Source organism: Streptomyces sp. NBC_01017, from assembly GCF_045162795.1.
GTDB classification, from domain to species: domain Bacteria; phylum Actinomycetota; class Actinomycetes; order Streptomycetales; family Streptomycetaceae; genus Streptomyces; species Streptomyces machairae.
Genome location: NZ_CP108683.1, coordinates 1,126,880 through 1,152,860 on the forward strand (window position 1 = coordinate 1,126,880; position 25,981 = coordinate 1,152,860).

Annotated in this window: 23 protein-coding genes and 5 pseudogenes; 13 read left to right on the forward strand and 15 right to left on the reverse strand. The window is 68.3% G+C overall.

Features of this window, described 5'->3' with window-relative positions; genetic code table 11:
- Positions 1–7: 7 nt before the first annotated feature.
- Positions 8–163: pseudogene (locus tag OG331_RS05520) on the forward strand (IS5/IS1182 family transposase); the annotation flags it as partial.
- Here the strand turns inward: OG331_RS05520 and OG331_RS05525 are convergent.
- The 6 genes and pseudogenes from OG331_RS05525 to OG331_RS05550 all read right to left on the reverse strand — a co-directional run bounded on the left by OG331_RS05525 (position 135) and on the right by OG331_RS05550 (position 5,491).
- The gene (locus OG331_RS05525) at positions 135–470 is read right to left on the reverse strand and encodes an ankyrin repeat domain-containing protein (protein WP_406192132.1); all 336 of its coding nucleotides are present in this window, start codon (positions 468–470) and stop codon (positions 135–137) included. The pseudogene OG331_RS05520 and the gene OG331_RS05525 sit on opposite strands and share 29 nt — an antisense overlap.
- A 232-nt stretch (positions 471–702) precedes the next feature.
- Positions 703–1,890: an LPXTG cell wall anchor domain-containing protein gene (locus tag OG331_RS05530; RefSeq protein ID WP_406192135.1), complete on the reverse strand. Its 1,188-nt coding sequence runs from the start codon at positions 1,888–1,890 to the stop codon at positions 703–705.
- An 886-nt stretch (positions 1,891–2,776) separates the two neighbouring features.
- Positions 2,777–2,995, reverse strand: a complete 219-nt coding sequence (locus tag OG331_RS05535) for a hypothetical protein (RefSeq protein ID WP_406192138.1) — start codon at positions 2,993–2,995, stop codon at positions 2,777–2,779.
- Positions 2,996–3,298: 303 nt separating this feature from the next.
- Positions 3,299–4,042, reverse strand: coding sequence for a GbsR/MarR family transcriptional regulator (locus tag OG331_RS05540; RefSeq protein WP_406209736.1), 744 nt, complete (start codon positions 4,040–4,042; stop codon positions 3,299–3,301).
- 156 nt (positions 4,043–4,198) lie between these two features.
- A pseudogene (locus OG331_RS05545) lies at positions 4,199–4,258 on the reverse strand (helix-turn-helix domain-containing protein); the annotation flags it as partial.
- Between the two features lie 52 nt (positions 4,259–4,310).
- Positions 4,311–5,491, reverse strand: a protein-coding gene (locus tag OG331_RS05550; RefSeq protein WP_406191951.1) for an IS3 family transposase whose coding sequence is annotated in 2 segments (ribosomal slippage) — positions 4,311–5,227 and positions 5,227–5,491 — 1,182 coding nt in all. Because the reading frame shifts where the segments join, the coding sequence is not laid out codon by codon here.
- A 330-nt stretch (positions 5,492–5,821) separates the two neighbouring features.
- On the opposite strand from OG331_RS05550, the gene OG331_RS05555 reads away from it, so the two are divergent.
- Together OG331_RS05555 and OG331_RS05560 are read left to right on the forward strand one after the other, a co-directional pair.
- Positions 5,822–6,976: a serine hydrolase domain-containing protein gene (locus OG331_RS05555; protein WP_406192141.1), complete on the forward strand. Its 1,155-nt coding sequence runs from the start codon at positions 5,822–5,824 to the stop codon at positions 6,974–6,976.
- 24 nt (positions 6,977–7,000) lie between these two features.
- Positions 7,001–7,453, forward strand: a pseudogene (locus tag OG331_RS05560) (IS630 family transposase); the annotation flags it as partial.
- A 504-nt stretch (positions 7,454–7,957) separates the two neighbouring features.
- On the opposite strand, the gene OG331_RS05565 reads toward OG331_RS05560, so the two are convergent.
- Together OG331_RS05565 and OG331_RS05570 are read right to left on the reverse strand one after the other, a co-directional pair.
- Positions 7,958–8,926 carry a DMT family transporter gene (locus OG331_RS05565; RefSeq protein WP_406209739.1) on the reverse strand — a complete coding sequence of 323 codons (969 nt, stop codon included), beginning with the start codon at positions 8,924–8,926 and terminating at the stop codon, positions 7,958–7,960.
- Between the two features lie 29 nt (positions 8,927–8,955).
- Positions 8,956–9,561, reverse strand: a complete 606-nt coding sequence (locus OG331_RS05570; protein WP_406192144.1) for a TetR/AcrR family transcriptional regulator — start codon at positions 9,559–9,561, stop codon at positions 8,956–8,958.
- A gap of 422 nt (positions 9,562–9,983) precedes the next feature.
- Here OG331_RS05570 and OG331_RS05575 point away from each other — a divergent pair.
- Positions 9,984–10,490, forward strand: a pseudogene (locus OG331_RS05575) (hypothetical protein); the annotation flags it as partial.
- Between the two features lie 45 nt (positions 10,491–10,535).
- On the opposite strand, the gene OG331_RS05580 reads toward OG331_RS05575, so the two are convergent.
- Positions 10,536–12,128, reverse strand: a complete 1,593-nt coding sequence (locus OG331_RS05580) for an IS1634 family transposase (RefSeq protein WP_406192147.1) — start codon at positions 12,126–12,128, stop codon at positions 10,536–10,538.
- A gap of 165 nt (positions 12,129–12,293) precedes the next feature.
- Between OG331_RS05580 and OG331_RS05585 the strand changes: the two are divergent.
- Positions 12,294–12,899: pseudogene (locus OG331_RS05585) on the forward strand (hypothetical protein); the annotation flags it as partial.
- A 150-nt stretch (positions 12,900–13,049) separates the two neighbouring features.
- Here OG331_RS05585 and OG331_RS05590 read toward each other — a convergent pair.
- The gene (locus tag OG331_RS05590) at positions 13,050–13,253 is read right to left on the reverse strand and encodes a cold-shock protein (protein WP_406192150.1); all 204 of its coding nucleotides are present in this window, start codon (positions 13,251–13,253) and stop codon (positions 13,050–13,052) included.
- A gap of 506 nt (positions 13,254–13,759) precedes the next feature.
- On the opposite strand from OG331_RS05590, the gene OG331_RS05595 reads away from it, so the two are divergent.
- Positions 13,760–13,993 (forward strand): hypothetical protein, encoded by a 234-nt coding sequence (locus OG331_RS05595; protein ID WP_406192153.1) that lies wholly within the window; start codon positions 13,760–13,762, stop codon positions 13,991–13,993.
- On the opposite strand, the gene OG331_RS05600 is transcribed toward OG331_RS05595, so the two are convergent.
- The gene (locus tag OG331_RS05600; protein WP_406209742.1) at positions 13,980–14,978 is read right to left on the reverse strand and encodes an NADP-dependent oxidoreductase; all 999 of its coding nucleotides are present in this window, start codon (positions 14,976–14,978) and stop codon (positions 13,980–13,982) included. The genes OG331_RS05595 and OG331_RS05600 overlap by 14 nt on opposite strands.
- Before the next feature lie 130 nt (positions 14,979–15,108).
- Here OG331_RS05600 and OG331_RS05605 point away from each other — a divergent pair, with 130 nt between their 5' ends.
- Entirely contained in the window at positions 15,109–15,693 is a 585-nt protein-coding gene (locus OG331_RS05605; RefSeq protein WP_406192156.1) for a TetR/AcrR family transcriptional regulator, read from the forward strand.
- A 10-nt stretch (positions 15,694–15,703) separates the two neighbouring features.
- On the opposite strand, the gene OG331_RS05610 is transcribed toward OG331_RS05605, so the two are convergent.
- The 3 genes from OG331_RS05610 to OG331_RS05620 form a co-directional block, all read right to left on the reverse strand.
- Entirely contained in the window at positions 15,704–15,880 is a 177-nt protein-coding gene (locus OG331_RS05610) for a hypothetical protein (protein ID WP_406192159.1), read from the reverse strand.
- 415 nt (positions 15,881–16,295) lie between these two features.
- Positions 16,296–17,372 (reverse strand): hypothetical protein, encoded by a 1,077-nt coding sequence (locus tag OG331_RS05615; protein WP_406192162.1) that lies wholly within the window; start codon positions 17,370–17,372, stop codon positions 16,296–16,298.
- Entirely contained in the window at positions 17,372–18,028 is a 657-nt protein-coding gene (locus OG331_RS05620) for a hypothetical protein (protein WP_406192165.1), read from the reverse strand. The genes OG331_RS05615 and OG331_RS05620 overlap by 1 nt, the downstream gene beginning before the upstream one ends.
- 13 nt (positions 18,029–18,041) lie before the next feature.
- Here OG331_RS05620 and OG331_RS05625 point away from each other — a divergent pair, with 13 nt between their 5' ends.
- The 6 genes from OG331_RS05625 to OG331_RS05650 all read left to right on the forward strand — a co-directional run bounded on the left by OG331_RS05625 (position 18,042) and on the right by OG331_RS05650 (position 25,217).
- Entirely contained in the window at positions 18,042–18,947 is a 906-nt protein-coding gene (locus OG331_RS05625; RefSeq protein ID WP_406192167.1) for an ABC transporter ATP-binding protein, read from the forward strand.
- Entirely contained in the window at positions 18,944–19,936 is a 993-nt protein-coding gene (locus OG331_RS05630) for an ABC transporter ATP-binding protein (RefSeq protein WP_406192170.1), read from the forward strand. Before OG331_RS05625 ends, OG331_RS05630 begins: the two co-directional genes overlap by 4 nt.
- Positions 19,933–20,823 carry a branched-chain amino acid ABC transporter permease gene (locus OG331_RS05635; RefSeq protein ID WP_406192173.1) on the forward strand — a complete coding sequence of 297 codons (891 nt, stop codon included), beginning with the start codon at positions 19,933–19,935 and terminating at the stop codon, positions 20,821–20,823. The genes OG331_RS05630 and OG331_RS05635 overlap by 4 nt, the downstream gene beginning before the upstream one ends.
- A 151-nt stretch (positions 20,824–20,974) precedes the next feature.
- A complete protein-coding gene (locus OG331_RS05640; RefSeq protein WP_406209745.1) occupies positions 20,975–22,081 on the forward strand; it encodes a branched-chain amino acid ABC transporter permease in 1,107 nt (368 codons plus the stop codon).
- A complete protein-coding gene (locus OG331_RS05645; protein WP_406192177.1) occupies positions 22,078–23,334 on the forward strand; it encodes an ABC transporter substrate-binding protein in 1,257 nt (418 codons plus the stop codon). The genes OG331_RS05640 and OG331_RS05645 overlap by 4 nt, the downstream gene beginning before the upstream one ends.
- Positions 23,335–23,969: 635 nt before the next feature.
- Positions 23,970–25,217, forward strand: a complete 1,248-nt coding sequence (locus tag OG331_RS05650) for an ABC transporter substrate-binding protein (RefSeq protein WP_406192180.1) — start codon at positions 23,970–23,972, stop codon at positions 25,215–25,217.
- Positions 25,218–25,239: 22 nt separating this feature from the next.
- Here OG331_RS05650 and OG331_RS05655 read toward each other — a convergent pair whose 3' ends face one another.
- Positions 25,240–25,980 (reverse strand): ABC transporter ATP-binding protein, encoded by a 741-nt coding sequence (locus OG331_RS05655; RefSeq protein ID WP_406192183.1) that lies wholly within the window; start codon positions 25,978–25,980, stop codon positions 25,240–25,242.
- Between the last annotated feature and the right edge of the window lies 1 nt (position 25,981).

The following is a 25,981-nucleotide window of genomic DNA, read 5'->3' on the forward strand; positions in this document are numbered from 1 at the left end:
CTCACAGCGGCTGGTACGTCACCGTTGGACCATCGAACGCACCATGTCCCGGCTCGCCGGCTGCCGCCGTCTCCCCCGTCGCTACGAGCGCAAGGCCGAGCACTTCCCGGCCTTCACAAGCATCGCCTGCACCCTCATCTGTTATCGGCGGCTCGCCCGTTGATGTGGGCCCGCAGCAACTCCACCGCCAGACCGTGGCCGTAGTGATCGGCCAAATCCATAGGGGTGTGCCCGTCTGGATCTGCCAGCTCCGGATCAGCTCCAAAGGCCAGCAGCACAGCAGTGGTATGCACGGTCAACGGCCTCCCGCTCTGCAGGGAACTGTCGCCCTCGACATCGATCGCGTGCGTCAGCAGCGTCATGTTGCTGAAGACCTCATCGGGATCGGAACCGTCGGCCGGCAAACGGGTCAGGGTCTCCGCATCCTCGTGCTCGACCGCGTGATGGGCGGGTGTCCAGTACTCACTCACCTGGCCATTCAACCGCCACCGCAAGTGTCTCCCGCAGGCCTGGTCGTCGACGGTCGCCGAATACCTCGATCAGTCCGGGCTCGTCGACCAGCACGACCTGGCGGAGATGCGCCCGGACTTGAACAAGCCGGCTCGGGACCCCGGAACCGCCTGAGGCGCCACCAGTCAAGGCGGCGCGGATGTCCCGGACCAGAGGCCCGGGACGGGTACCACCGCTCGCATCCGACGGTCGTCAGCTCAGGCTCTGGGCCCGGCGGCGGCGCACGATGAGGAGCGTGCCCGCACCCGTGACCAACGCCGCGGCAGCCGCGCCCGTGATCGGCAGCGTCGAGGAGCCGGTCTCCGCCAGGGTGTCGCCGTTCGTCGTCGTCCCGTCGTCGCCGGTCGACGACGACCCTCCCGCCGAGCCGTCCGAGCCATGGGTCGGGCTGCCCGTCGAGCCGGTCGTCCCCCCGCCCGTGACGTCCAGCGTGATGTCGGCCTTGTCGTTGGCCTTGTTGGGGTCGAACGGCCGCGCTTCGGTGCTCAGCGCCACCGAGCCCTTGGCGTCCGCCACCCGCTTGTCGATCTTCAGCTGGAAGGTGTAGGTCTCTTGGCCGCCCTCATTGACCGACCGTTGACTGGTGCCGCAGGCGTACGCCTCACCCTTGGCCTCGCAGAACCCGTGGGGCTTGACGACCGACGTTCCGGCGGGAGGCGTGATCATGACCCTGACGAGCCGGTCCCCTTCCTTGGTCAGAACCCAGGCGGGCCCGGCGTTGGTGAACTTCACCTTCATCGTCACCGTGTCACCGACGCTCCCCTTCAACGCGGCACCCGTCACCTGGTAGTCGGCCGTGTTGACGGAGGTGACGGGCACATCGACGAATCGCGCGGACCCCTCGCCCCCGGCCTGTCCCTCGACCAGCTTCACCGCCGGTGCGGTTCCCGCCACCGGCGCAGTGCCGTTCTCGTCCGCCCCGGGATCGACGTCCCCGACACGCACGCGCAGCTGGTCGTTGAGCGCGCGGTCCAGTGCCTTGACACGGAGAGGCTTCTCGGGCGTGTAGACGACGCCCGGCTCCACCGCCTGGTCGAACGCGCACACCGCGATCCATCTCTCGGGCATCTCGTCGTAGGACGGGACATGCTGTGCTCGGCAGTTGGAGGGAACCTCCGCGAAGTCGAGTCCCCGGGTGACGGAGTAGGAGACCCAGACCTTCTCGGCGGCCCCGGTGCCCTTGTTCGCCACGGTGACCGGCAGATCGAAGCTGCTCCCCGGTTTCACCCCGTCGATCGGCTCGATGCCTCCAATGACCAATTCGGGTGCGGTTTCATCTCCGAAGGCGGCGGGAGCCGCAGCCAGCGTGACCAGGCCGGCAGCGCCGAGGACGGCGACGGCGGCACGGGAGGCGCGACGGTTGTGCGGGGGCATCGGCATGGGGAGAACCTCTGTCGGGACGCGGGTAAACGGACGGTGTCTTCCAGGAGACCAGCCCTTCGATCGCTAGACTCTTGCCGATCCCGAACGGTTGCACGTCCGGTGCGTCCTCCGCCGGGCGATCGCACCTACCGGACGCCGTGAGCCCCGCACCGATGTCGCCCCCGCTGCCCGCAACATCGGTCCGCCGAACAGCCTCCCGCCGTGCCCAGGAACAACGGCGGGGGAATCCCCGCAGCTCGATCACCCAGTCCCGCCCCTGGGACTTCCGGCCCAGCGCCGTCGCCTTCTTCGGCGCCGGCGGGCTGGGGGCCGTGCTCACCGGCTCCCCTTGGTGGTACACCGTCCTGTGCCTCGGCCTCACCCTCGTCCTTGACGTCGTCCAGGTCGTCTTGCCCCGGGACTCCGCCGACCGCCTGCAGTGGTGGCAGAACCGTCGCCAGTACCTCCAGCGCTGGGTGTCAGTTGCGCATGGAAGATCGGCGCCAACGTCACGGGCGCCGCGACGTATCCGATGCACACGGCGGGCAGGGCGAGCCTCACGCTCTTGTCGGGCCGGCGCATCGTCCGACACACATTCGGTCCCGCGGCGCGACGCCGCCCAGGCCGACGGCACCCGGCCGGAGTGCCTGCTGCGTCACGCCACCTCCCAACTTCTGGACGCCGTGGGCGCTATCGGGTCGGTGGAGGCTTAGGGCCGCACGGTACGTCTGCGTCCCGGCTGGAGCAGTTTTCTGACTGGCTGCCGCAGGGCCCACGTTGGAGGTGGCGGCCGGTTAGCGAGATCCGGGGCGCCACAGTCGCCGCAGGAGCACGTGGCAACCAGCTGGCTCGCCCGCGGCCATGGTGCCGTGCTCGGCGCACAGGCCCTGCCGGACTCGCTGCGCTACGGCGCCCAGCTCGGCTCCGCCTCCGGATACCGGACGATTTGGCGTAGCCGCTTCTCCACCTCGTCCCGGTTGAGACCCTTCGCCCTGGCGTACCGGGTCACGGCGTCCTGGACAGCCCCAGCGACTTCGAACCACGCCCGGCGCTGTCGGTCGCGCTCCTCGTGATCGTCAAGGCGCAGCAGCTGAAGATGCGCGTCGTCGGCCGTCTGCTGCATCGCAACGAGTTCGTCAGGGGAGACCGCTTCGGTGCGGCGACGGGTGGAGGCGGGGCTGGGCTCCTACCGCGGTCTGGGCCGGCAACATTTCAGCAGCGGACGACGCCGTGCCGTGGAATCGTCACCCGGAGGGTGAGCCACAGGTGTCAGCCACCGTGCATGCTACGGCCACACCGGTGGCTCTGGCACGGAGACACTGACAAGACCTGCTAATCACCTACAGAAGCGACACGACTCTGTCTCAACATGGCCCGAGGGGCAGTTGTCGAAACGCGCAGAATCGCCGTCTGAGGTCGCGGCTCATCAGTGCGATGGAGCTGACCCGCACCGCTCGGCAGCGGAACACGTCCAAGGCCTGTCGTCTGGGCTCCCGCTTGGGCAGTGTCCTGGACGCTGGGCGAGAGCCGTGCGCTGGGCCGGAGTGAGCCTGCCGTGCTGGGCTGTGACCAGGTGGGCGCCGGAGGGGGTGCGCTGAAGTGCCAGTGGTCCGCAGGCTTCCGGCTGGAGCTCGGCGGCTTGCACAGCCGTGGCGGCGCGTGCCTTTGGCCAGCCGAGGGCTGCGGCGAGTTCGCTGGTGGTGAGGGGCCGGGCTGCGTGAAGAAGGGCGGCGAGTACGGTAATCGCGTCCTCGAGGGGCACGGTGGTGGCCGGACCGGTCATGTCCCGGTGGATCCCGACGAAGAATTTGTGCATGACCTGGAGGCGTGCGCCTGCGGGGGTGCCGGGTCCGAACAGGTCGACACCCTCCTGGGCGGTCTCGGCCCACACCGCGTTCTTCTGGGCGCTGGTCAGCCAGGCGCGGAGCCAGACGTCGTCATCGATGACGTGGTGTGCGCGGCGTCGGCCGGGCTCGTACGTGCGTGTAAGGACGTCGAGCCCTTCGAGGTATCCCACGGCCTTGGACACCGAGGCCGGGCTGACCCCCAGCCGTTGGGCGAGTTCCGCAGCAGTTCGGGCACCAGAGGGGGCAGTTACCAGGCAGGCCAGCACCCTGGCGGCCGTGCGGGGCAGGCCGGTCGCGATCATCATGGTCGCGAATCTGTCCATGTAGGCATGGACGGCTGCGGGGTCCCGCCCGTGCGCGGCCTCGGCGTCGGTGGCCGGTGGCGTCGCGGGCCCAGGCGACCGGTTTCGCCGCTGCCAGGCGCTGGCCCGGTCGGCGTGCTCCGCGCGGTAGCCGCGCGGCCCGCCGTTACGGGCAACCTCCCTGCTGACGGTCGAAGTCGGCCGTCCCAGTCGTCGGGCGATCGCGGCGTACGCCAAGTCCTCGGCCTGAGGGGCCTCGTGTTTTCCGGACAGGCATCTGACTATTGACTCACGCGACGATTCGCAACTTCTGGTACGCGGCGTGGACTTCGCGGGGAGGACGGTAACCCACCGCCGAGTGAAGGCGTTTGTGATTGTACCAGAATTCGATGTAACGGGTGATGTCCTGCCTGGCGATGTCGCGGGTCAGGTAAGTCACCCTCGAAACGCGCTCGTTCTTCAGGGCGCCGAAGAATGATTCGGCCATGGCATTGTCGAAGCAGATCCCGGTACGGCCGGCAGAACGCCGCAGGCCGAGCTCGCCCAGAACCACAGCATACTCGGCCGACATGTAGTTGCTTCCGCGGTCCGAGTGGAATATTGCGTTCCTGGCGAGTTTCCTGTTCCGTGCTGCGTTACGGATGGCTCTGGCTATGAGAGGGGTTTGAAAATGGTCGTCCATCGCGTAGCCGACAACCTCCTTCGTGCAGCAGTCGATGACGGTCGCGAGATACAGCCAGCCCTCTCCGGTGGAGATGTAGGTGATGTCCCCGACGAGTTTTTCACCCGGAGCGTCGGCGGTGAAGTTCCGGCCCACGAGGTCGGGCACGGCGGCGGGCGCGCCTCGGGTGAGGCCGAAGCGTCTGGGCTTCGGCTGGCAGGGCTCAAGTCCCAGCTCCCGCATGAGCCGGCGGACCAGCTCCGGGCCCGCGGCGTGGCCCCAGCGATGGAGCTGGGCGTGGATGCGCCGATAGCCGTAGGTGCTGTCGGAATCGTCGAATGCTTTCTTGATCAGCAGTTTCAACTCCTCGCGTCGCTGCGCCGTCGCGGATTTCGGGCGGCCCCGCCAGTCGTAGTAGCCAGATGTGGATACGCCGAGTCGTTCGCACATGAACTCGACGGGATATGCGTACTCCGTTGTGTCGAGTCGCATCTCATCGATGAACTCGTACTTGCTCGCTACCGGGGATCCTTCGCGAAGTACGCTGCGGCTTTTTTCAGGAACGCATTCTCCATCTCGACTTCACGGATACGGCGTTCAAGTTCCTTCAGGCGAGCGCGTTCATCGTGGGACAGCTCGGTACCGGCAGGAGGTTCATTCCGTTCCTTATGCTTCTTCACCCAGCCCCGGAGGGTTTCGGGGTTCATACCGAGTTCACGGCCGACCTCGGTTACGGTCTTGCTGGAAGCCAGCGCGATCCGGACGGCTTCCTCACGGAACTCAGGCGTGTACTTGCTCGGTGGTGCCACTTCGATTCCTCGTTTCCAGTTCAGACGATCCTATTGGACGCCTGTCCGGAAACTTCGGGGCATCCCAGCCAGTCCCGCCTCGATGTCCCTGCGGTCCTCCGCGGTGAGTCTCCCGCCGCCCATACCCGCCCTTCCACCGTGCGCGCCACGAGCCGGCCGGACTTGACCGACTCCGCACACCCTCGTGCGTTGCGTTAGCCGTCACAGGCAACGCTACAAGTTCCGGGAAACTCCCCAGTCCCTGGAGATTCCAAGGCCTGCACCGCTTCCGTGGATGCATGTGCTACGTAGCTTTCAGGTGCCGCGAAAAGATGAAACCAAGGGGTTCACATGGAAGATGCCACGCCCGCAGCGCACGTCACCCGCAGGAATCATGACGCCGTTCAGCGTGTGCTCGACCAAGCGGTGAGGGAGGGGGGCTTGCCGGGAATTCTTGCTCAGGTCCATGACGGCGGCGGGCACTGGTTCGGCACGGCGGGGGTCGCCGACACACGGACTCGTCGGGCGCGCGGGCACGAGGACCGGTTCCGGATCGGCAGCATCACCAAGACCTTCACCGCCACAGTGATCCTGCAACTCGTGACCGAGGGCCAACTGACCCTGGATGACACGGTGGAACGATGGCTGCCGGGCGTGGTCACCGGGAACGGGCACGACGGCAACACGATCACTGTCCGACAGCTCCTCAACCACACCAGCGGAGTCTTCAGCCACACCAGCGACCAGCCGGCACTGAGCAGGCAGGAGAGCTACACGCCAGAAGAACTCGTGGAGATCGCCATGTCGCATCCGGCCGACTTCCCGGCGGGGACGGGCTGGACATACTCCAATACCAACTACATCCTCGCCGGGATGATCGTTGAGCATGTGACCGGCCGGATACTCGCCGATGAGATCACTGACCGTCTCGCCCGCCCGCTCGGCCTGATGGGAACCTCCCTGCCGCTCGGCGCCGACCCGGTGCTCTCCGGACCTCATTCGAGCCACTACACCAAACTGTTCTCCCCCGACCCGGACGCCACGGTCCACAACGTCACAGAACTGGAGACGAGTCCGTACTGGGCGGCGGGCGGCATGATCTCCACTGTCGCCGACCTCAACCGGTTCTTCACAGCACTGCTCAAAGGGCGGCTCCTGCGGCCGGAACAACAACGCGAGATGTTCACGACGGTCCCAACAGAAAACTGGCTTCCGGATGCTGCCTACGGTCTCGGCGTTTCCCGCCTGACCTTGCCTTCCGGCACGCGGGTCTGGGGCATGGGCGGCGCGCTCTTTGGCTCCTGGTCGTACGTCTACGGCACACTCGATGGCACACACATGCTCGCAGTGAACGTCAACGCCGACTGGGTGACAGGACGTTGGGAGGACCCCATCGGCATCTTCACCGATGTCCTGGAGGCCGAGTTCAGCCGCAGTGCCGAGTCGGGCACAACACGAGGCATCGGGCTGTCTTGTTTGGAATCGTCATCCTCTGAGTCGAACTGATCCAAACGAAACTGCCCAGCCTGCCTGGGCCCCCGATGGGCGGCAGGCCGTACCCGCCTGCTCAGTGAACGACGAGGAGTTCGTCATCCGGACGGCCACCACTCGCCCCGCCAAGCTGGGCGAGCCTTTCACCCGCTGGTCAGTCCGGAAGCTCAGATCACCTGCGGCGCAACGTGGCCCGTCCGATATGGATCGGTCGTGAGGCCCTGCGGACGCCGCTGGCCCGCCGCGGAGTCACGTTCCAGCGCACCCAGACCTGGAAGGAGTCCACCGACCCGGACTTCGATGCCAAGCTGGAGCGGATCGAGTCCGCTCACCCGGCGCCCCGACCGGACCTTCACCTTCGACGAGTTCGGGCCGCTTGGTATCCGCCCGGCCGCCGGATCCTGCTGGGCGCCGAAGGGATGTCCAGACTGCTCGCCGGCCACCCTCCACCGCACCCGTGTCGTGACGTACTTCCACGGCTGCCACTCGGTCTCCCGCTCTGGAGTGAGCCAGGCCGAATGTAGGCAGGCTGGTCCCGCCCTTGCTCACCGTCCGTCAGTGCGGCCTCGCCGAACTCTGCCCTCGCGGAGAGGGTTCAGTTCCGCACCGTCGCCACCCCGGCCCTCACTCGCCTTGCCGAGCACCGGGTCAGCCGAGACCGTCAGGGGGATCAGATGGCGCCTGCCCCTGGACGAGCAGGGTCATCGCCCGGCCGGTGCGTGCGTCGAGGGGGCCCGCTGTGGTCGAAGCCCAGCGTGCGGGCCAACTCGGGGCGTGGAGGTGACCGGTGCGCAGGCTCGCCTTCCTCAGGGCACCGCACTCAGGGCAGACGCACACCTTCGCTGATGCAAGACGACGCCTCGGCATGTGGTCACCCTGCAATCAGCCTGGCCCTCTGCCCTCTCGGTCAACTCGCTGTATGCAGGGGGCCGTTAGGATCTCCCCGGCCCGAATACCGCCCACACCGCCACACCTGAGTCCACGCGAGCGTTGTCGTCAATCAGCGTGGCTGGCAATGCTGGTCACTCTGGCCTCGCTGTTGTCGCTGCCAGGGTTCCGTAGCCGTTCGCGTGAGCGGCGGCGGGCGCGTGTGGGGGTGGTGAGGACGGCGAGGCATGCGATGACGAGGACGATGCCCGTCCAGCCGGTGGCGGGGAGGCGTTCGCCGACGACCAGGACGGCGAGCACGGCAGCGACGGCCGGTTCGAGCAGGGACAGGGTGGTGGCGGTGCTGGCGGGCACACGGGCGAGGCCCCAGCCGAAGAGGACGTAGCCGGCGAACATGGGGACGAGCGCCATATAGGCGCCGACGGCGGCGTTGGACCAAGAAGCGACGAGCGGGGCACCTGTGACGAGGAGGACCGGCAGGAGGAGCAGTCCGCCGAGCCCGAAGACGGCGCCCATCGCCGCCCGGGAGGGGATCTCGCCGGTGATGAGCCGGTGTGCGGACCAGGAATACAGGGCGTACGTCACGGCGGCGACCAGGCCGAGGCCGATGCCGAGCAGCGTTCCGGCCATGGAGCTGCGGCCCGTGCCGTCGGAGGCGTGGGCGGCTTCGGCGACGCACAGCAGGACGGTGCCGAGCAGGCCGAGGGTGGCAGCCAGGGTCCAGCGACGTGTGAGGCGGCGGCCGTCCATGATGCGCTCGATCAGGGCTGACGCGAGCGGGGCGGTGCCGATCGACACGACGGTGCCGACGGCGACTCCGGCCAGGTGCATGGAGCTGTAGAACGCCAGGGGATACACCGCCACCGAGACGGCGCCGAGCAGGACCGTGCCGCGCTGGTCGCACAGCCCGGATGCGAGATGACGGATCTGCGGGGCGGCAATCAGGGCCTGCAGCAGTCCGCCGAGGCCCATGGCGACGGCGCCGATCGCGAGCGGGCCCACGCCGGGAGCGAAGGTGGCGGCCGTGCCTGTCGTCCCCCACAGCACGGAGGCGGCCAGCACGCACAGGGCCCCCATTCCCGCGGACCGGCCGCGGTCGATGCCGGTCACAGCCGGTCCAGCAGGGCCGCGGCCATCGAGCGGGCGTGCTGGACACGTTCGCCGTCGCCCTCCAGGCCGGCGCGTGCCATCGCGCCCTCCAGCAGGAAGGACAGGTGCTCGGCCGCCGCGCGGGCCTCGCCGGGCCGGCCGGGCAGCAGACGCTCCAGATGGCCGGCGATCAGGCGCTCGACCTCCTCCTTGTGAGCGCGGACCACGGCCCGGCCCTCGTCGCCGGCCGGGAGCTCGGCGGCGGCGTTGAGCAGCCCGCAGCCGCGGAAACCGTGCTCGTACGCGAAGGCCGCGTGATCGGCGTACGCGTCGAAGACCGCCAGCACGCCCTCACACGGGCCGTCGGCGTGCTCCAGCCGGTCCCGGTACAGGCCGAGCCACTCCTCATGCCGGACGTCCAGGTAGGCCCGGACCAGGTCGGCCTTGGAGGAGAAGTTGTTGTACAGGCTCATCTTCGCCACGCCAGCCTCGGCCGTGATCGTGTCGATGCCGGTCGCCGCCACACCGTCGGCGTAGAAGCGCCGGGCCGCCGCCTCCAGCAGCCGTTCCCGGGCCGGCCGCCGCCGACCGCTCCCCGCCACGCTCGCGTCGCTTTCGCTCATCACAATCCAAACTAGGTAGGTAGGTCTACCTAGAGTAGGTCAGGGGCGGGAATCACGGAAGTCGAGCAGACAGCCGGCGGCTGTTGCGTCAGCCGTGAGGCGCGACGCGGCCGGGTGGTGCCCGCCGATCCGGTCGGGCGGGTGAATCGAGGGGAGGTAGAGCACGCCTCATCGGCCTCCACTGACCTCCCCGGGGCCGGCGGGCTTGCACGCCGAGGTGTCGCGTATTCAATGTCTGCCGAGGAGTTCAGGCACTCAGCGTGTGCGTCGCTCTCTGATGCGGCTGTGATGTGGCGACTTGAGAAAGGGTGGCGCGCCCACACCGTCCGCTGAGCCGGCTTCGCTGTCAGCGCTCTGTGTCATGATGCGGACGCGTCCCAGGGGAGCGGGCCGCGGGTCTATTGATTGCCAGGGGGTTGGGGATGGGCGCGGGTACGGAGCCGGACGGCTCGTCCAGGTCCGACGAGGAGTGGGAGTGGTTTCTGCGCGAGTCGGTGGCGGGTGCCGTCGACTCGCCCAAGGAGCCGTCGGCGCGGGCCCGCGACGTGGCGAAGCGGCTGCGCGCGGAACCCGGCCGCGACCTGGAGGGCTGGCGCAGCTACACGCCCGCGCGGCCCAAGCGGCGCACGGGCTGGTACGTGGTCGGACTGCTGGCCTCGCTGGTGGTGCTGGTAGTGGCGCTCGCGCCGGGACAGATAGTGAACCTGTTCGCCGGCGACGACCCTGACTCCCCGCCGCTGGCGGCCGAGACCGCCCGACCGACCCAGGCACCCCCGGCGGAGGCGGCCCAACACCCCACCAAGGAGGAGCCGTTCCGCGGTTCGCCGGCGGCGCGCTGGGCGAGCGGAGTGGCGGGGATCACTGTGCCGAAAGCCACGGCAGTCGGCTGGATGAGCGCGGCCGAGGTCGAGCGTGCTCTAGCCCCATCCTCCGCACGTCACTGGTCTGAGTGACGTTTGTCGGGCTGGCGCTGGTCAGGACAGGTTGATTTCCAGCAGGTCGAGGAGGTGCAGTTGCACGCCGCGGGTGATGTGGAGCGTCGGGGGCGTGCAGTTGTCGGGGCTGGTGGCCAGGTCGAGTTCGCCGAGGTGGTAGAAGATCATGCGGGCGGTGGGGCGTTCGCGGCGGTTGTCGGGGTAGAGGCCGGTCATCCTGCCGTCCGGGCTGCCTTCGCGTTCCAGGGCACGGCGTACCTGTCGTTCGATCAGGCTGTAGACCAGCAGCGCGAGCATGAGGACGTGCAGCAGCGCGGCGATGCGCTTGTTGCCGTGGAGGAAGACCGGCGCCACGGCCAGGGGGCCCTTGAGCTCGCCGTAGCGGCGCTCGACCTGCGGTTGGCCCTTGTAGGCCAGGAAGATCGCGGCGGCGTCCGCTCTCGCGGGTTCCTGGTTGGTGATCAGGGCGTACCAGCCGTCGGCCTTGGCCTGGATGGCGAGCACGTCCTGGTCGAAGTGCCAGGTGAGGGACGGTTTCTGGTCGGGGCTGTCGGTGATGTGGGTGCGCAGGCAGTCGGTGACGCGCCGCTTGGCGGCGATCACCCCGATCTTCGCGGAGACCTTGTCGCGGGTCGGGTAGTAGCGGCCGCCGGCCAGCCGCGCCAGCTTGTCCAGGTCTTCGCGGGCCTTGGCAAGGCGCTTGTCGCGGGCCTTGGCCTGCGCGAGAGCGTTGCCGGCGCTGTGGACCAGGATGCGGCGCACGGTGATCGGCGGGTCGCTTCTGCGTTTGCCGGTCAGGGTATGGGTGTCTTCCAGGACCCGGTAGTGGGGGCGGTCCATGGTGGGGCGGTCGGCCACCCGCAGCGGAACGTACTCGACGCGCTCGGCGGTCTGGGGGTCCAGGGCGGCGAACACCGCCGGGTCGGTGGCCGAGGCCGCGAGCGGCGCGATGAACTCGACCTGCGCGCCGGACAGGGCGTTGAGGTTGTCGTAGGACACGAGTTTGCTGTCGCCGATCATCAAGAAGCGCTTGACGGCGGCGGTCTTCTGGAACTGCGCTATCGCCGAGACCACTTGGGTGATCTCACCGCTCTGGCCGGAGATCGCCGTGGCCAGCAGCGGGACGGCCCCGTCCGCGCTGATCCCAAGGCCGGCCTGGATCTGCTTGAGGTCCACCCGCCGGTCCTTGGGGTGCCCGTAGGCAACCACCGGATAGTCCGGGTCCTGGTCGTCGGGATCGAAGGCCCCGGTCAGCGACATCGAGGTCATGTCCCAGTGCAAGGTGGCGGTGTCGATCCCGAACTCGCAGATCGCCTGCGCGGCGATCGATCCGGTGATCTCGTCCAGGTGCGGGGCGATCGCGTCCAGCGCGCGGCCGAGCCGGTCGTCGTTGAGCAGCTCGGGATCGAGCTCCATGACCTCCTTGACCGCCCAGGTGCGGGCCCAGTCCTCCACACGGACCAGAGGCCGGGGGCTGGTGAGCCGGTTGGCGACCAGAGCCTCGATCACCTCGCCGTGCGTGGCCAGCGCCAGATCGCGCGCCGGACACAGCCCGTCGACGGTCTGGGCCACTCGCAGTCGATGCAGAAACTCCGCGACCACGGGCAGAGCGCCCAGACGCTTGGTCACCACCTGGGTCACCACCGCGCGCATGCGCAGCGGGCCACGCTCACGCCGGACAGCGACACGACGGCCAGGAGGCGGAGTCATCAACACGCCTGGACAACACCGACACCCCGCCCGCCGTCACGGCCCACCAGCGGATTCAACCGATACCGCTACGTGCGGAGGATGGGTCTAGCCCGAAGCCGGGACTTCCTCGTCGCTTCCGGTCTGGACCGCGGGGTGCTGCAAGGCGAGCGGCCCGAGAAGGCGATTGCACTGATCAACCCGCACCAGGAGGACGTCCAAGACCTCCTGAAAACCGCTTTCCGAACACCGAGCGAGAAGAACGACCCCCTCCTCCTCTTCAGCCGCTTCCAGCCTTCCCGCACCCGCCTGGTCGGCGACGTCGTGAAGACCCGGGGCCGGCTCACCTATCGGGAGGGCGAGCGCGGCGCGCTCCAGGTGACCGCCGACGTCACCTTCGTCTACCCGGTCACCCGCGCGGACGCGGGCGGCGACGACGAGATCGTGCGCACGATCGTCCGGCGCGAGCTGGTCCTGAGCTGGGACGACCCTGCCAAGGTGATCACCAAGGCGGGCACGTTCTCGATCGTCTCGTACAAATACAACATGACCAACGGCGGCTGCGGCGCCCCCACGGGCTACTTCACCCCACCCTTCGGAACGGACCGCCGGGCGGACGAGGCCGGCACGCTGGTCGACCCGTACGACCGCAGCACGCCGGTCGGGCGGGGCGAGACCTCTGGGGACGAGTGCGGGAGGGCGACACGGTCCTAGCGCGGCCTTGACTGGTGGCTCGCGTGTTGAGGCGTCGCGTATAGGACGAGTTGGCGGATCGCGGAGGCGCTGCCGTGCTGAGGCGGCCCCACGTGAGAGCCTGCACAGGAGGGTCCGTGCCGGTGACGCACACAGCACGGACCCCTTCGCTCAGCCCCGAACGATGTTCTGCGCCTGCGGCCCCTTCTGGCCCTGACCGATGTCAAAGGTCACGTGCTCGCCCTCGGTCAGTTCGCGGTACCCGTTGCCATTGATTTCGGAGTAGTGCGCGAACACGTCGGGACCCCCGCCGTCCTGCTCGATGAAGCCAAAGCCCTTCTCAGAGTTGAACCACTTCACGGTGCCGCTGGCCATACCGTCAATCCTTCGTTCATGCGCGAGAACAGCCCACTTACCGGGCATGCCCAAGCTCCTGCAACCGCACGAGCCTCACGCCGTTCTACCCCGGGACCACTCCGCTTATCCGACCGACGACACACCCGACTCGTACGGGACGCCGACCTCGCCCTGCGGTGGGAGCAGCGTGATCGGGCCAGGACGCTGAAGGACGGCCGGAGATCGGGGACGCCATGGCGCTGCCGTCGGCACTCACAGCAGCCGTCCGTCGCGCCGTCGATTGCGGGAGAGGGAGGATCAGGCGAGCGGCGACTGAGCTGCGGGCGCGTCGGCGCAGGGGCGGGTGTAGCGGGAGGCGGCTGCGAAGCTGAGGGTGAACAGCTCGCAGATCATGCGGGTGTCTCCGGCGGCTTGGGCCTCGGTTGACGATGCGGTCGCTGCGCGAATGCCCGTCGGCGGGCGGACAAGCTCAGCCCCCAACGCCGCACCGAGCTCGATACGTTGGGCATGCACTGGTAGACGCTATGGGCGCGGGGCTCGAGGACCGGCTTGCGGCTGAACTCACCACGCTCGCCCCAACGCAGCCGATCTCGATCACCACCGCCCCGTCCCCGCAGCCGGCCGCCTGGACCGGCGGGGCAACCCAGGTCCGGCATGACGACTTCACACCCACCTGGATCACCCGCGAGCAGTACGAGGAACACGGCCGAGCCTCACACTCGCCTGCAGGCGGCCGAACCAGCCCTAAGGGACCGTGAGCACGATCTTGCCTTGGATGTGCCCCTGGGCGGCGCGCTTGTGTGCTGCTTGGGCGTCCGCGAGGGTGAACGTGCTGTCGATCGCGACGCGGATCGTGCCCGCGTCGAGCAGGCGCCCTAGTTCGGCGAGTTGTGCACCATTCGCGTGAACTTGTGTGCCGGTGACGGTGACGCCCAGTTTCGCATTCTCTTCGTCATCGAACTCCCCGAAGTACACCGGATACAGTGCGCCGCCGCGCTTGAGGGTGGGCAGGAAGCGCCGGCTGGCGGGACCTCCGACGGCGTCCAGGACGAGGTCGACGTCTCGGACGACGTCCTCGGGGCGCTGCTCGGCGTAGTTGACGTACTCGTCGGCGCCGAGGTCGCGAAGGAATGTCTCGTGGGTGCCGGAGGCCACAGCGATGACGCGGGCCCCTTTCCACTTGGCCAACTGCAGGGCGAGGTGACCCACGCCGCCGCCGGCTCCGTTGATGAGCACGGTGGTGTCGCTGCCCAGTGCCATGGGGTGGTGGCTGGCCTCCTGGAATGGGGAGGGATGGTCGTGCCCGACCTCGATCAGGTACTGCCACGCCGTCAGCCCCGACATGGGCAGCCCGGCGGCGTGCGCGTGGTCAACGGTGGCCGGCTTAGGGGCAAGGTCGGATGCCGGCGCGGTGACGTACTCGGCGTAGGCACCGCTCTGCATCAGGGCGGGAAAGCGCAGCAGGCCCACCACCTCGTCCCCGGCCGCGAAGTCATGGACATCGGCGGCGACGGCTTCCACGACCCCCGAGATGTCGGTCCCCGGACTCAGGGGCAGGCCGAACGGGGGCCTGAACTCGGGGGGAATGCCGGGCATGCCCTCGCGTACGTACCAGTCGGGCGGGTTGAGACCGACCGCGTGCACACGGACGAGCACCTCACCCTGCGCCGGTTCGGGAACTGCCACCTCCTCGTAACGCAGCACCTCAGGGCCGCCGAACTCGTGCAGCCGGATCGCCTTCATCGTTTGGATCGGCACCGTCTTCCTCCTGCCCGCGGCGCGGGATACTCTGATTCGGATCAGTGAACCACATAAACGGTTCACCGATCCGAATATATGGATCAGTGAACCGCTTAGTCAAGAGAGGAGACCGATGCGGGCCGACGCCAAGAGAAACCGCGACCACTTGCTCACGGTGGCGGGCACCACCATCGCCGAGCAGGGCATCGACGTATCGATGCGCGACATCGCGCGCACAGCCAACGTCGGGCTCGCGACGCTGCTGCGGCACTTCCCGACGCGCGAGGCGCTGCTGGAGGCCCTGCTCCACACGAGCTTCGGCGACCTGACAGCCAAAGCGAGCGAGCTTGAGACATCGCATGCGGCCGAAGACGCACTCGTTTCATGGGTCCGCGACTGCGTCGCCTGGACAACTGAATACCGAGGGGTGACGGTGCTGATGGCGGCCGCTATCGACGACCCCGAATCCGCACTGCACGCCTCGTGCGTCGCCCTGCGCGCAGCCGGTGCCCGGCTCCTCGCCCGGGCTCAGGCCACAGGTGCGGCCCGGAACGACATCGATGGCGACGACCTGTTCGCGCTGATAGCCATGCTCGCCTGGACCGGTGATCAACCCGCGCTCGCACCCCGCGCCAGCCACCTCTTCGGCATCATCGCAAGCGCCATTCTGACCAGCGCAGGCGGCGGCCGGGGCACAGGTGTGTACGGCGAACGGTGAAACCCTCCAATCACCGGCAGGCGCGCGCAGAGAGCCGCAACGGGAGATCCACCGCGATCATCGGCCGGCCGTCAACCAGATGCGTGAGCTTGCCGAGCACCTGCAAGGTGCCGTGCTCGACAGGCGTCCGGGCCGCGGCCAGCGCCGTGTTGGACAGTTTCTCCCGAGTTCGACAGTTGGTGGGCATACGCGGTACCCCGAGTTGCTGACCTGCGCCGACGCCGCCGATCTCGCATGCCCACATGAGGGTGGCGGGGCGGGTTTCTCAACAGCGAATCACAGGACGCGATGTGACGATTTGTCAATAACCCGGACGAACCGTCAGATCCTGTCGATCCGGATGGGGAATCTGGAAGAGCAAACTGCACTCGATCCCCCAGGTCACAGCCTGAGGAAGGGCTCGTAGGCACACGTCTGCCTGGCGTATCCCAGCAGGTCGCGGGACCACAGGGCTCTCGCGTGCCCATCGACTGCGGAACTCGGGTTTCTGACCGCAGGTGAACGGGCGCTTCCGGGCTGCCTTGCGCGGGGTCCTACCGTCGCAATGCCCCGAGCTGTACCTCCCCGGCGCCACAGCAGCCGAGAGGCTCAGAGCGTGCCAGCTACTGCGGAGCGAGCATGTCCTCGCCGAACAGGCTCGACTTGCTGCCGCACACCTGACACTTGGCGTTCGGCCAGTCATTCTCTCCAGAGGCATTGCCGAGACCCAGCCTCGTCAGCCCTCTCGTGTAGAAGAACATCTTCTCAATGGGGGCCCGGCAGTAAGGGCACCCAGTACGGACCGCCGTACGGTTGAGTATCCGACGCATCTCCTGGTCCTCGATCTGAATGAACTCGCCGGAAGGGATGAAGAACACCTTCTCCACATCACTGAATGCGATGATCTTGAGTTCATTGTCCGGAGGCAGTCGTCTCGGTTCCGGTGATGGGCCGGTAAGATCCTCTAGCTTCCAGGGAGGCAGGTGCCGCGTACTGCCTGTGGCAGCCATCTCTGCGAGGGCGTCCCGGACGGCGTCAGCGAGGAGCGGAAGGATCGGACAATTCGGATCGGCCCGCTGGTAGGTAACGCCACGGAACGCTTTCCGCAGGTGTCCGACCTGTTTGTCCGTGGCGGTGAGTTTCGGGGTGATGAAATTGCCAGCCATATCGACGGCGTAGCCGATCATCCCGCCGAGCACGATCAGGTCGTCCAGGGTGGGCTGGAATTTTGCGTCGCATACCACCACGGTGTGGGGAAGGCGTTGCAGGCGGTTCAGATAGGCAATCTCGTGAAGCAGCCCCTGCCCGGTGAGAGGACGTGTCATCGGCTCGCGCATGAAACGCTCCCAGTCGCCTGCACCGCCGATCTCGGATCGGGACTGCGAGAACGGGAATTCGGGAAAGTCGAGGTCCTTCGGGCTGATGAAAAGGACGATCACGTCGGCCGCATGGATTCTCTCCATGACCTTACGTCGCCAATCGGTCCGGGTGGACACGATGAAGTCGATGCGGCTCTCGGGTTGGCTGTGCAGCCCGAACGCCCTCTGCCAGTGCTCGGTGGCGAGTTGCCGGTCCCGGTGGTCACCGACGACCTCTATGCGGTCCTCCTCGTCGAGCGCGAGCGCCAGGCTGTTCACGATGACGAAGTTGGTGTCATCGTTCCTGAAGGTGCGCAGGAACAGCACACGGCGGCCAGCCATCAGATCACCTCGGGAGTCTGTGGTTCGGAACTCTCCGTCTGCTCAAATACGTCCCGCGCGTGCACCCATGACAACCCGGATTGCCGCGCTGTGCCAGCCTTCCACGCCTCCAGGTTCATCATGGCATGAGGCGAGACAAGATCTTCCTTGTCGAACTCGGTGATATCTGTGTGAAGCAGCGTGACTTCTGGTTTGACGCCGAAATCGCGGATGTGCTCCAGGAGACCGTTCATCTGCTCAAGCAGTTCGGTGTCGGTGGCCGACGCGCGCGTGATCGCACGCTCCAACTGACGCTCGGCTTCGCGAAGGTCCTCCGCATGTCGACGCCGGCGGAACCGCCGATAGAGCGCCGTAGCAGCAGAGTTGCCGTGGTGGGCGGCCACAGAGCGGGCGTGGACGTTGTCGGAGGGATCTTCCGCGGCCTGGACGAGGAGTTCGATGGCCCTGTCCAGGTCCGGCCGTTCCCTGGTGATCTGCCAGCGGCGGATCAGGATTTCACCGCGAAGTCCGAGATAGGTGATGCGTCGTCCCTCATCGCACAGGTCCTCGGCTTCTTGGAGAACCTCCAGTGCTTTGTCGATGATCTCGAGGCTGGATGTCGACGCGCCCAACCCCATCAGCCCGGCGGCGGCGCCCGCCCGCTCGACGATGAGCAAGGAGAACGCCCTGATGAGCCCACCAGAGACCGAGGTCGAGACCGAGGCCGGGACCGAGGCCGGGAGCGAGGCCGGGACCCTTCGGGTCAGCGATCTGCACGTCAGCTATGGACGGTCCGTGCAGGCGCTCCACGGGGTGTCGCTGACCGTTCCGCAGGGTCGGATCGTGGCCGTACTCGGCTCCAACGGAGCGGGAAAGTCCACGCTGCTCCGTGCGGTCTCCGGGACCCTCGCCCTGCACCGGGGCACGGTCGAGCGCGGCACGGTGCACTTCGACGGCGCCCGACTGAGCGGCGACGCCGCGCGGTCCGTGGCCGCCGGCGTGGTGCAGGTGCCCGAGGGCCGGCGGATCTTCGGCGCCCTTTCGGTGGAGGACAACCTCCGGGCCGGGTTCCTCGGCTCGGCATCCCGCTCCCGCGCCGAGCTTCGGGCGGCCCGCGAGCGCGTCTTTGCGCAGTTCCCGGTGCTGGCCGAGCGGCGGCGGCAGGCCGCCGGGCTGATGTCCGGAGGTGAGCAACAGATGCTCGCGATGGGCCGCGCACTGATGGCGTCGCCGCGGCTGCTGCTCCTCGACGAGCCCTCGCTGGGGCTCGCACCGCTGATGGTCCAGCGCATCGCGGAGATCATCCGTGAGATCAACGCCCAGGGGACGTCGATCCTCCTCGTCGAGCAGAACGCCGCGATGGCCCTGGAGCTGTCATACCGCGCGTCGGTGCTGGACGTCGGCCAGGTGCGGCTGGAGGGGGCGTCGGCCGACCTCGCCGCGGCGGACGAGGTGCGACGGCTGTACCTGGGCGAGACGTACGAGACCGGATGCGGCGCGCCCGACGCGGACGGCGACGCCTCGTACGCGACGGCCGCGAGTGCTCCGTCCGTGACGGGACCGGGACTGACCGAGCTTGGCAGGTGGAACGGATGAGCATAGGCACGACGCCCACGACCTCCGAGGCCGTCACGGCCCCCCGACCGGACAGCGGACCTGGCCCCGTCCCGGCCCTCGCGGTCGAGAACCTGACCGTGCGATTCTCCGGCCTGGTCGCCCTCGACGAGCTGTCCTTCACGGTCTCGCCCGGCACGATCCACGCACTCATCGGCCCCAACGGCGCCGGCAAGTCGACCTGTTTCAACGTCATCTCGGGCGTCTACCGCGCCACCGCCGGAGCCGTCCGGTACGCGGACAAGGACCTCACCCGCCTCGCACCGCACCGCATCGCTCGGCTCGGCGTGGCCCGCACCTTCCAGAACATCGTGCTCACCCACGGGACCGTCGCCGACAACCTCATGCTCGGCCGGCACCGGCTGGCCCGGGCAGGCTTCACGGCGAGCGCGCTGCGGCTGCCCCATACGGTGCGCGAGCAGCGTCGTCACCGGGAGCGCGCGGCCGAGATCGCTGACTTCCTGGGCCTCGGGCCGGCGTTCGACAAGCCGGTCGGCGGGCTCGCGTACGGCGACCGCAAGCGGGTGGAGATGGCGCGTGCGCTCTGCATGGAGCCCAGACTGCTGCTGCTCGACGAGCCAGTCGCCGGCATGCACCCCACCGAGCGCTCGGCGATGGCCGAGACGATCGCCCGGGTGCGTGACGCTCTGAACATCTCGATCCTGATCGTCGAGCACGACATGGGGTTGATCATGCGGATCGCCGACTCGGTGACCGTGCTCGACTTCGGCCGCCTCATCGCGAACGGGCCGCCCGAGCACATCCAGAACCACCCGGCGGTCATCAGCGCGTATCTCGGCACCCCGGTCCAGGACACCGAGCCGAAACCGGAAGCCGAGCCGAAACCGGAAACTGCCGCGGACACGGACGCGGATAACAACGCGGACACCGGCACCGGCACGGACACCGCCGAGGCCACTGCCTCGGACACCGGCACGGACACCGAGCGCGCCTCGGAGGAAGCATCATGATCAAGCTCACCGAAACGGTCCTCAACGGCCTGGCGCTCGGCTCCGTCTACGCGCTGATAGCCCTGGGATTCGTCGTGATCTTCAAGGCGTCCGGCGTCATGAACTTCGCACACGGCTCCCTGCTGCTCTTCGGCGGCTACGTCACGGCCCGCCTCCACGACGCCATCGGCTTCGTCCCCGCCGTCCTCGTCGGCGCCGCGCTCGCCGCGGCTCTCGCCGGACTCGTCCAACTGCTGGCCACCCGCGGCCTGCGCGGTACGGAGATCCACACGCTGACCATCCTCACCATCGGCGTGGACGTTCTGCTCAGCACCGAACTCAACCGGCAGGTCGGCGCCGACTACCTCACCATGGGCGACCCCTGGGGCGCCGAAGTGACCCGGCTCGGCAGCATCACCGTCGCCGACGCGCGGATCGCGAGCATCGTCGTCGCGGTCATCGTCATCGGCTCGTTCTTCGCCGCCTTCCGCTGGTCCCGCTGGGGCCTGTCCATGCGGTCCGCCGCCGCCGACCCGGAAGCCGCGGCCCTGATGGGGATACGGCTGGACCGCGTACGGCTCATAGCCTGGTGCGTCGCCGGGGCGCTGGCCGCGCTCGCCGCCGTGTTCCTCGCCGCTTTCCCCGCGCCGGGACTCGACCGTACGACCAGTCAGATCGCCCTGAGCGCCTTCCCCGCGGCGATCCTCGGCGGCATGGACTCGGCCGTCGGCGCACTCATCGGAAGTCTGGTGATCGGCCTGACCGCGGCCATGGCGGCCGGCTACCAGAACGAACTGAGCGTCCTCGGCGCCGGCTTCTCCGATGTGGCCCCCTACCTCGTGATGGTGCTCGTGCTCCTGGTCCGCCCCACCGGTCTCTTCGGATCGAAGGAGCTGACCCGTGTCTGACACCCCCGACACCACTGGCTCCTCTGACACCACTGACACCACTGACACCGTCGACCCCGTGACGGCTCCCACCCCCACGCCCGCCGATCCCCCGTCCGTCCAGGCCCGGTGGTCCGGCAGGCTCGCCCCCCACGGGCGGCGCGCGACCACTATGACCGCCGGCGTACTGGTCCTGCTCGCCCTCCCCTTCTACGTCACCTCGTTCTGGCTCCAGACGGGCCTGTTCGCGATGGCCGCCGTCATCGGCGCCATCGGACTGAACCTGCTCTCCGGGACGACGGGACAGCTCTCCCTCGGCCACGCCTTCTTCCTCGCCGTCGGCGCGTACGGCTATGTGTGGCTGGCGGCCGAGCCGTCCGGCACCGGTTCCAGCAGCCTGTACGGCCTCGGGCTCCCGCCGGTCCTCGCCTTCGTGCTTGCGAGCGTGCTCGCCGGCGCGGCGGGCGGCCTGTTCAGCCCCATCTCGGGCCGGCTGCGCGGCATGTACCTGGGCATCGCCACCCTCGCCCTGGTCTTCCTCGGCCATCACATGATGCTCAACGCCCCGCACGTGACCGGCGGCTTCAACGGCCGTTCCGTACCGCCGCTGGACATCCTCGGCTTCTCCTTCACCGACACCTCCCCCGACGGGCTCGCCGTCCTCGGCGTCCCCTTCGGCGGACTGGAGCGTCTGTGGTACGTCGGCCTGGCCCTGGTGGCCGTGGCCTGGCTCGCCGCCCGACACATCCTGCGTGGACGCCCTGGCCGCGCCCTCGGCGCCGTACGCGACAGCGAGGTCGCCGCCGCCGTGATGGGAGTCCATCTCACCCGCTATCGCGCCTCCGCTTTCATCGTCTCCTCGATGTACGCGGGTGCCGCGGGCGCCCTGCTGGCCCTGGTGTTCAAGCGCGTCGTTCCCGATCACTTCGGCCTGCTGCTGTCCATCGACTACCTCGCGATGATCGTCATCGGCGGCCTCGGCTCGGTGGGCGGCGCGGCCTGCGGCGCGGTCTTCGTCGCCCTGATCCCCCACCTGCTCACCAAGTACGCCGACGACCTGCCCCTGCTCACCGCTCCCGGCACCACGGGATCCGGCCTGTCCCCGGGCGACGCGGCCCGCTACCTCTACGGCACCGCGATCGTCCTCGTTCTGATCTTCGCCCCCGGCGGCCTGGCCGGACTGGCTCACAGACGGCCGCGCCGCAAGGACGACGGCTCCCCCCGCACCCGGCGTTTCCCTCTGCGCACCCGCACCGCCCCGAAGGAGCACACCCCGTGAGAAGCACCCGACTTGCCCCGGCAGCAGCCGTCATCACCGCACTCGCCCTGAGCGCCACGGCCTGCAGCACCAAGAGCGGTACCGACGCGAACGGCGCCGGCAGCGACGGCGTCAAGACCGGCCCCGGCGTGACGGAGAAGACCATCACCCTGGGCGCGCTGACCGACCTCACCGGCCCGTACGCCTCGCTCGGCAAGAGCATCGTCAACGCCCAGCAGCTGTACGCCGACCAGCTCAACGCCTCCGGCGGCATCTGCGGCCGGACCGTCAGGATCACCGTCAAGGACCACGGCTACGACGTCCAGAAGGCGGTGTCCGCGTTCACCGAGACCGAGCCGAACGTGGCCGCCGTGTCCCAGATGGTCGGCTCCCCGGTGGTGTCCTCGCTGTCCCAGGAGCTCGAGTCCAAGCACCTGCTCACGTTCCCGATGGCCTGGGCCTCCACCCTGCTGGGCCGCGAATACGTCCAGGTGGTCGGCTCCACCTACGACATCGACATGATCAACGGAGTCGACCACGTCGTCCGTACGGCCAAGTTGAAAGCGGGCGACAAGATCGGCCACGTCTACTTCGAGGGTGAGTACGGCGAGAACGCGCTCGCCGGTGCCACCTACGCGGCGAAGAAGGCGAAGCTGACCGTCGTCGGGCAGAAGATCAAGCCCACCGACCAGGACCTGACCGCCCAGGTCAGCGCGCTCAAGCAGGCACGCGTCAAGGCCATCCTGATCAGCGCCGGTCCGCGTCAGACAGCTGCCCTGGTCGGCACCGCCGCCGCCGCGGGTTTCGCCGTCCCGGTTCTCACCAGCTCGCCGGGCTTCGCCCCGCAGCTGCTGGCGACCCCGGTCGGACCCGCCCTGGAGAAGATGCTCCAGGTGGTGAGCCCCGCCCCGGCGTTCAGCGCCGACAACCCCGCGATGCAGAAGCTCGCCAAGGACTACAAGGCGAAGTACCCGAAGGACCCGCTCGACCCGGGTGTGGTCAGCGGCTGGAATGCGATCAGTGTCCTCGGCGAGGACCTCAAGGCGGCCTGCAAGGCGAAGGACCTGACGCGCGAGGGCATAGCCGCTGCCCACCGCAAGCAGTCCCGGCTCACCGTGCTCGGCGTGCCGCTGAACTTCTCGGACCGCACCAAGCCGGCGACGTACCAGAGCTTCATCCACAAACCGGCGAAGACGGCCACCGGCGGCCTCGCGAACGTCGAACCGGCCCACGAGGTGCCCGCGGCGCAGACCTACACCCTGCCCAAGGCCTGAACCGGCCCGACCCAGGGGCACGGCCACCGAACTGTCCGGGCTGAGCAGGAGGAACTCGTGGGGGCGGGCCGCGGGCCGGGCGGTGCTGCTAAGGCCACACCGCGAGAAAGGCATGGACGAGAAGGCTCTGCCCGGGCAGTACCGGAGGGTTTCCGACGTAGTCCGCTCGCCCGACGAGCCGCTCATCCCCGCGCGCGAGGCCTCGGATCCGCATCGTCCGGGACGACGGCCTCCCGCCGCGCACCGACGTCTGACCGCAACGGCGGACCGACCGCGTGAAGACCGCCCGGGTGCCCCGGGCGGTCTTCACCATGCTCGTCAAGGGGTGGGGTCCGTCGGCGGCGAGGACGCCAAGCACCACGGATGTTTCAACAACCTGTCGAGGCCTCCGTCATGCTGCGTACTGTCCGCCTGGTCGCCAGGGAGCGATGCCATCTCGGCTCGCGTCGATGAAGTCGATCCTGGGCGCCGCCACCCGGCGTCGGCACTGACCGGCCGGGGCGAGAAGCGCAATCAATCGCAAAAGTGTACGTTTGCACTTTTCTCGACTCCAAATGAGTTCTACTCTCATGTACAGATGGCGGGCGGACGGCCGGCCAGTCGACCACCGCCGCCTGTAACGAGCGGAGGCGGAGATGAAAGCGTCGATACGGCGGTCCGCGATCTTCGCAAGCGCGGCTGCTCTTGTGATAGCCGTCTGCGGTGCGACGGGCACTGCCCAGGCCGAGCCGGGTGACGGTGAGCTCCAGTTCGGCTACGTCCTGCCGGAGACGGGACAGTTGGCCTACCTCGGTCCACCCCAGATCGAGTCGTTGAAGTTCGCGATACAGAAGATCAATGACGCCGGCGGGGTCCTGGGCAAGTCCGTGCCGACTGTGGTCTCCAGTGACGAGGCGGGCCAGGAGGCCGTCGCCGCGCAGTCGGCGGACCGGGTCCTCGCGGCAGGCGTGGACGCGATCGTCGGCGCCGCGGCTTCCGGAATGTCGCTGGCGTTCATCGACCGGGTGACCGGATCGGGCGTCGTGCAGTGCTCGGGGTCGAACACCGCTCCCACCTTCACCGACTACGAGGACGACGGCTTCTACTTCCGTACCGTCCCGAGCGACGCACTGCAGGGGCCCATCCTGGCGGATGTCGTCCGCGATGACGGCCACAATCGGGTGGCCCTGGTCGCACGGGCGGACGACTACGGTCGCGGCCTGATGGAGGCCACCCGGAAGACGCTGGAGGACCGCGGAGCGACGGTGACGCTCGCCGAGACCTACGACCCGAAGGCGACCAACTTCGACCAGGTCGTTCAGCAGATGGAGAACTCCAAGCCGGACGCCGCCGTGGTGATCGCGTTCGAGGAAGGCACGCAGATCTTGCAGGGCATGATCGAGTCCGGACTCGGGCCCGACCGGATCGGCGTCTACGGCGCCGACGGACTGCGCAGTGAGGAACTGCCCTCGCTGGTCGCCCCGGGCCAGCCCGAGAAGCTCTCCGGGATGAAGGGGACCGCACCGGCATCGGCGTCGAACGAGCAGTATGTGAAGGACCTCAAGGAATTCGCGCCGGATCTGAAGGAGCTGCAGTTCGCACCGCAGGTGTTCGACTGCGTGACGACGATCGCGCTCGCCGCCGAGAAGGCGGAGTCCGACGACCCGGGCGAGTACGTGAAGGAGATGAACGGGATCACCAAGGACGGCGAGAAGTGCAACTCGTTCGCCGCCTGCAAGGAGCTGCTCGCCGACGGCAGGGACATCGACTACAACGGTGTGAGCGGGCCGCTCGACTTCACCGACAAGGGCGAACCCGGCCAGGCGTCGATCGAGGTGTACGGCTACGACGACGAAGGAAAGTTGCAGACCCTGCGCACCGAGACCAGCAAGGCCGAGGGGTGACCGGGAGGACTGACCGCGGGAGTCAACGGACACGGGCGAGCGTGCCGAGGTAGAGCTCGATCACCTTCTCGTCGTGCAGCAGGGCCTCACCCGTGCCCGTATACGCGTTGCGGCCCTGGTCGAGGACGTAGCCGCGGTCGCAGAACTGCAGGCACCGGCGGGCGTTCTGCTCGACCATGAGCACGGCTACGCCAGCGCTGTTGATCATTCTGCACCGGTCGAAGACGTGGTCCTGATGCAGTGGTGACAGGCCGGCCGACGGCTCGTCGAGCAGCAGCAGTTGCGGCTCCATCATCAGGGCGCGGGCCATCGCGAGCATCTGTCGTTCGCCGCCGGACATCGCGCCGGCCTTCTGCTTGCGGCGGTCGGCCAGAACGGGGAAGAGTTCCTCGACGGCCGCGACCCGCCGCGCGTGGTCTTTGGGCCGCAGATACATGCCCATCCGCAGGTTCTCCTCGACGGTCAGCGTGGGGAACACGTTCTGCAGCTGCGGTACGTAGCCCACGCCCCGCCGGACCAGCTCGTGCGCGGGCCGGCCGGTCACGTCCTGGCCCCGCAGCCGCACGGTCCCGCCGCGCACCCGCAGCAAGCCGAAGACTGCCTTGACCAGCGTCGACTTGCCGGCGCCGTTGGGGCCGATCACGCCGACCACCTCGCCCGGTCGCACCTCGACGCTGCATCCACGCAGCACATCGACACCGGGGACGTAACCGGCGACGATGCCGTCGGCCGCCAGCACCGGTGCCTGCTCCTCGGCGGACATC

Excerpts from the sequence above, each read along its gene's own strand:
- OG331_RS05655 (WP_406192183.1), bottom strand. The coding sequence starts at position 25,980 with ATGTCCGCCGAGGAGCAGGCACCGGTGCTGGCGGCCGACGGCATCGTC.
- OG331_RS05635 (WP_406192173.1), top strand. The coding sequence starts at position 19,933 with ATGATCAAGCTCACCGAAACGGTCCTCAACGGCCTGGCGCTCGGCTCC.
- OG331_RS05555 (WP_406192141.1), top strand. The coding sequence starts at position 5,822 with ATGGAAGATGCCACGCCCGCAGCGCACGTCACCCGCAGGAATCATGAC.
- OG331_RS05630 (WP_406192170.1), top strand. The coding sequence starts at position 18,944 with ATGAGCATAGGCACGACGCCCACGACCTCCGAGGCCGTCACGGCCCCC.
- OG331_RS05595 (WP_406192153.1), top strand. The coding sequence starts at position 13,760 with ATGGGCGCGGGGCTCGAGGACCGGCTTGCGGCTGAACTCACCACGCTC.
- OG331_RS05535 (WP_406192138.1), bottom strand. The coding sequence starts at position 2,995 with ATGCAGCAGACGGCCGACGACGCGCATCTTCAGCTGCTGCGCCTTGAC.
- OG331_RS05570 (WP_406192144.1), bottom strand. The coding sequence starts at position 9,561 with ATGAGCGAAAGCGACGCGAGCGTGGCGGGGAGCGGTCGGCGGCGGCCG.
- OG331_RS05610 (WP_406192159.1), bottom strand. The coding sequence starts at position 15,880 with ATGCCCACCAACTGTCGAACTCGGGAGAAACTGTCCAACACGGCGCTG.
- OG331_RS05650 (WP_406192180.1), top strand. The coding sequence starts at position 23,970 with ATGAAAGCGTCGATACGGCGGTCCGCGATCTTCGCAAGCGCGGCTGCT.
- OG331_RS05590 (WP_406192150.1), bottom strand. The coding sequence starts at position 13,253 with ATGGCCAGCGGCACCGTGAAGTGGTTCAACTCTGAGAAGGGCTTTGGC.
- OG331_RS05640 (WP_406209745.1), top strand. The coding sequence starts at position 20,975 with ATGACCGCCGGCGTACTGGTCCTGCTCGCCCTCCCCTTCTACGTCACC.
- OG331_RS05530 (WP_406192135.1), bottom strand. The coding sequence starts at position 1,890 with ATGCCGATGCCCCCGCACAACCGTCGCGCCTCCCGTGCCGCCGTCGCC.
- OG331_RS05600 (WP_406209742.1), bottom strand. The coding sequence starts at position 14,978 with ATGAAGGCGATCCGGCTGCACGAGTTCGGCGGCCCTGAGGTGCTGCGT.
- OG331_RS05605 (WP_406192156.1), top strand. The coding sequence starts at position 15,109 with ATGCGGGCCGACGCCAAGAGAAACCGCGACCACTTGCTCACGGTGGCG.
- OG331_RS05615 (WP_406192162.1), bottom strand. The coding sequence starts at position 17,372 with ATGGCTGGCCGCCGTGTGCTGTTCCTGCGCACCTTCAGGAACGATGAC.
- OG331_RS05540 (WP_406209736.1), bottom strand. The coding sequence starts at position 4,042 with ATGGACAGATTCGCGACCATGATGATCGCGACCGGCCTGCCCCGCACG.
- OG331_RS05625 (WP_406192167.1), top strand. The coding sequence starts at position 18,042 with ATGAGCCCACCAGAGACCGAGGTCGAGACCGAGGCCGGGACCGAGGCC.
- OG331_RS05565 (WP_406209739.1), bottom strand. The coding sequence starts at position 8,926 with ATGGGGGCCCTGTGCGTGCTGGCCGCCTCCGTGCTGTGGGGGACGACA.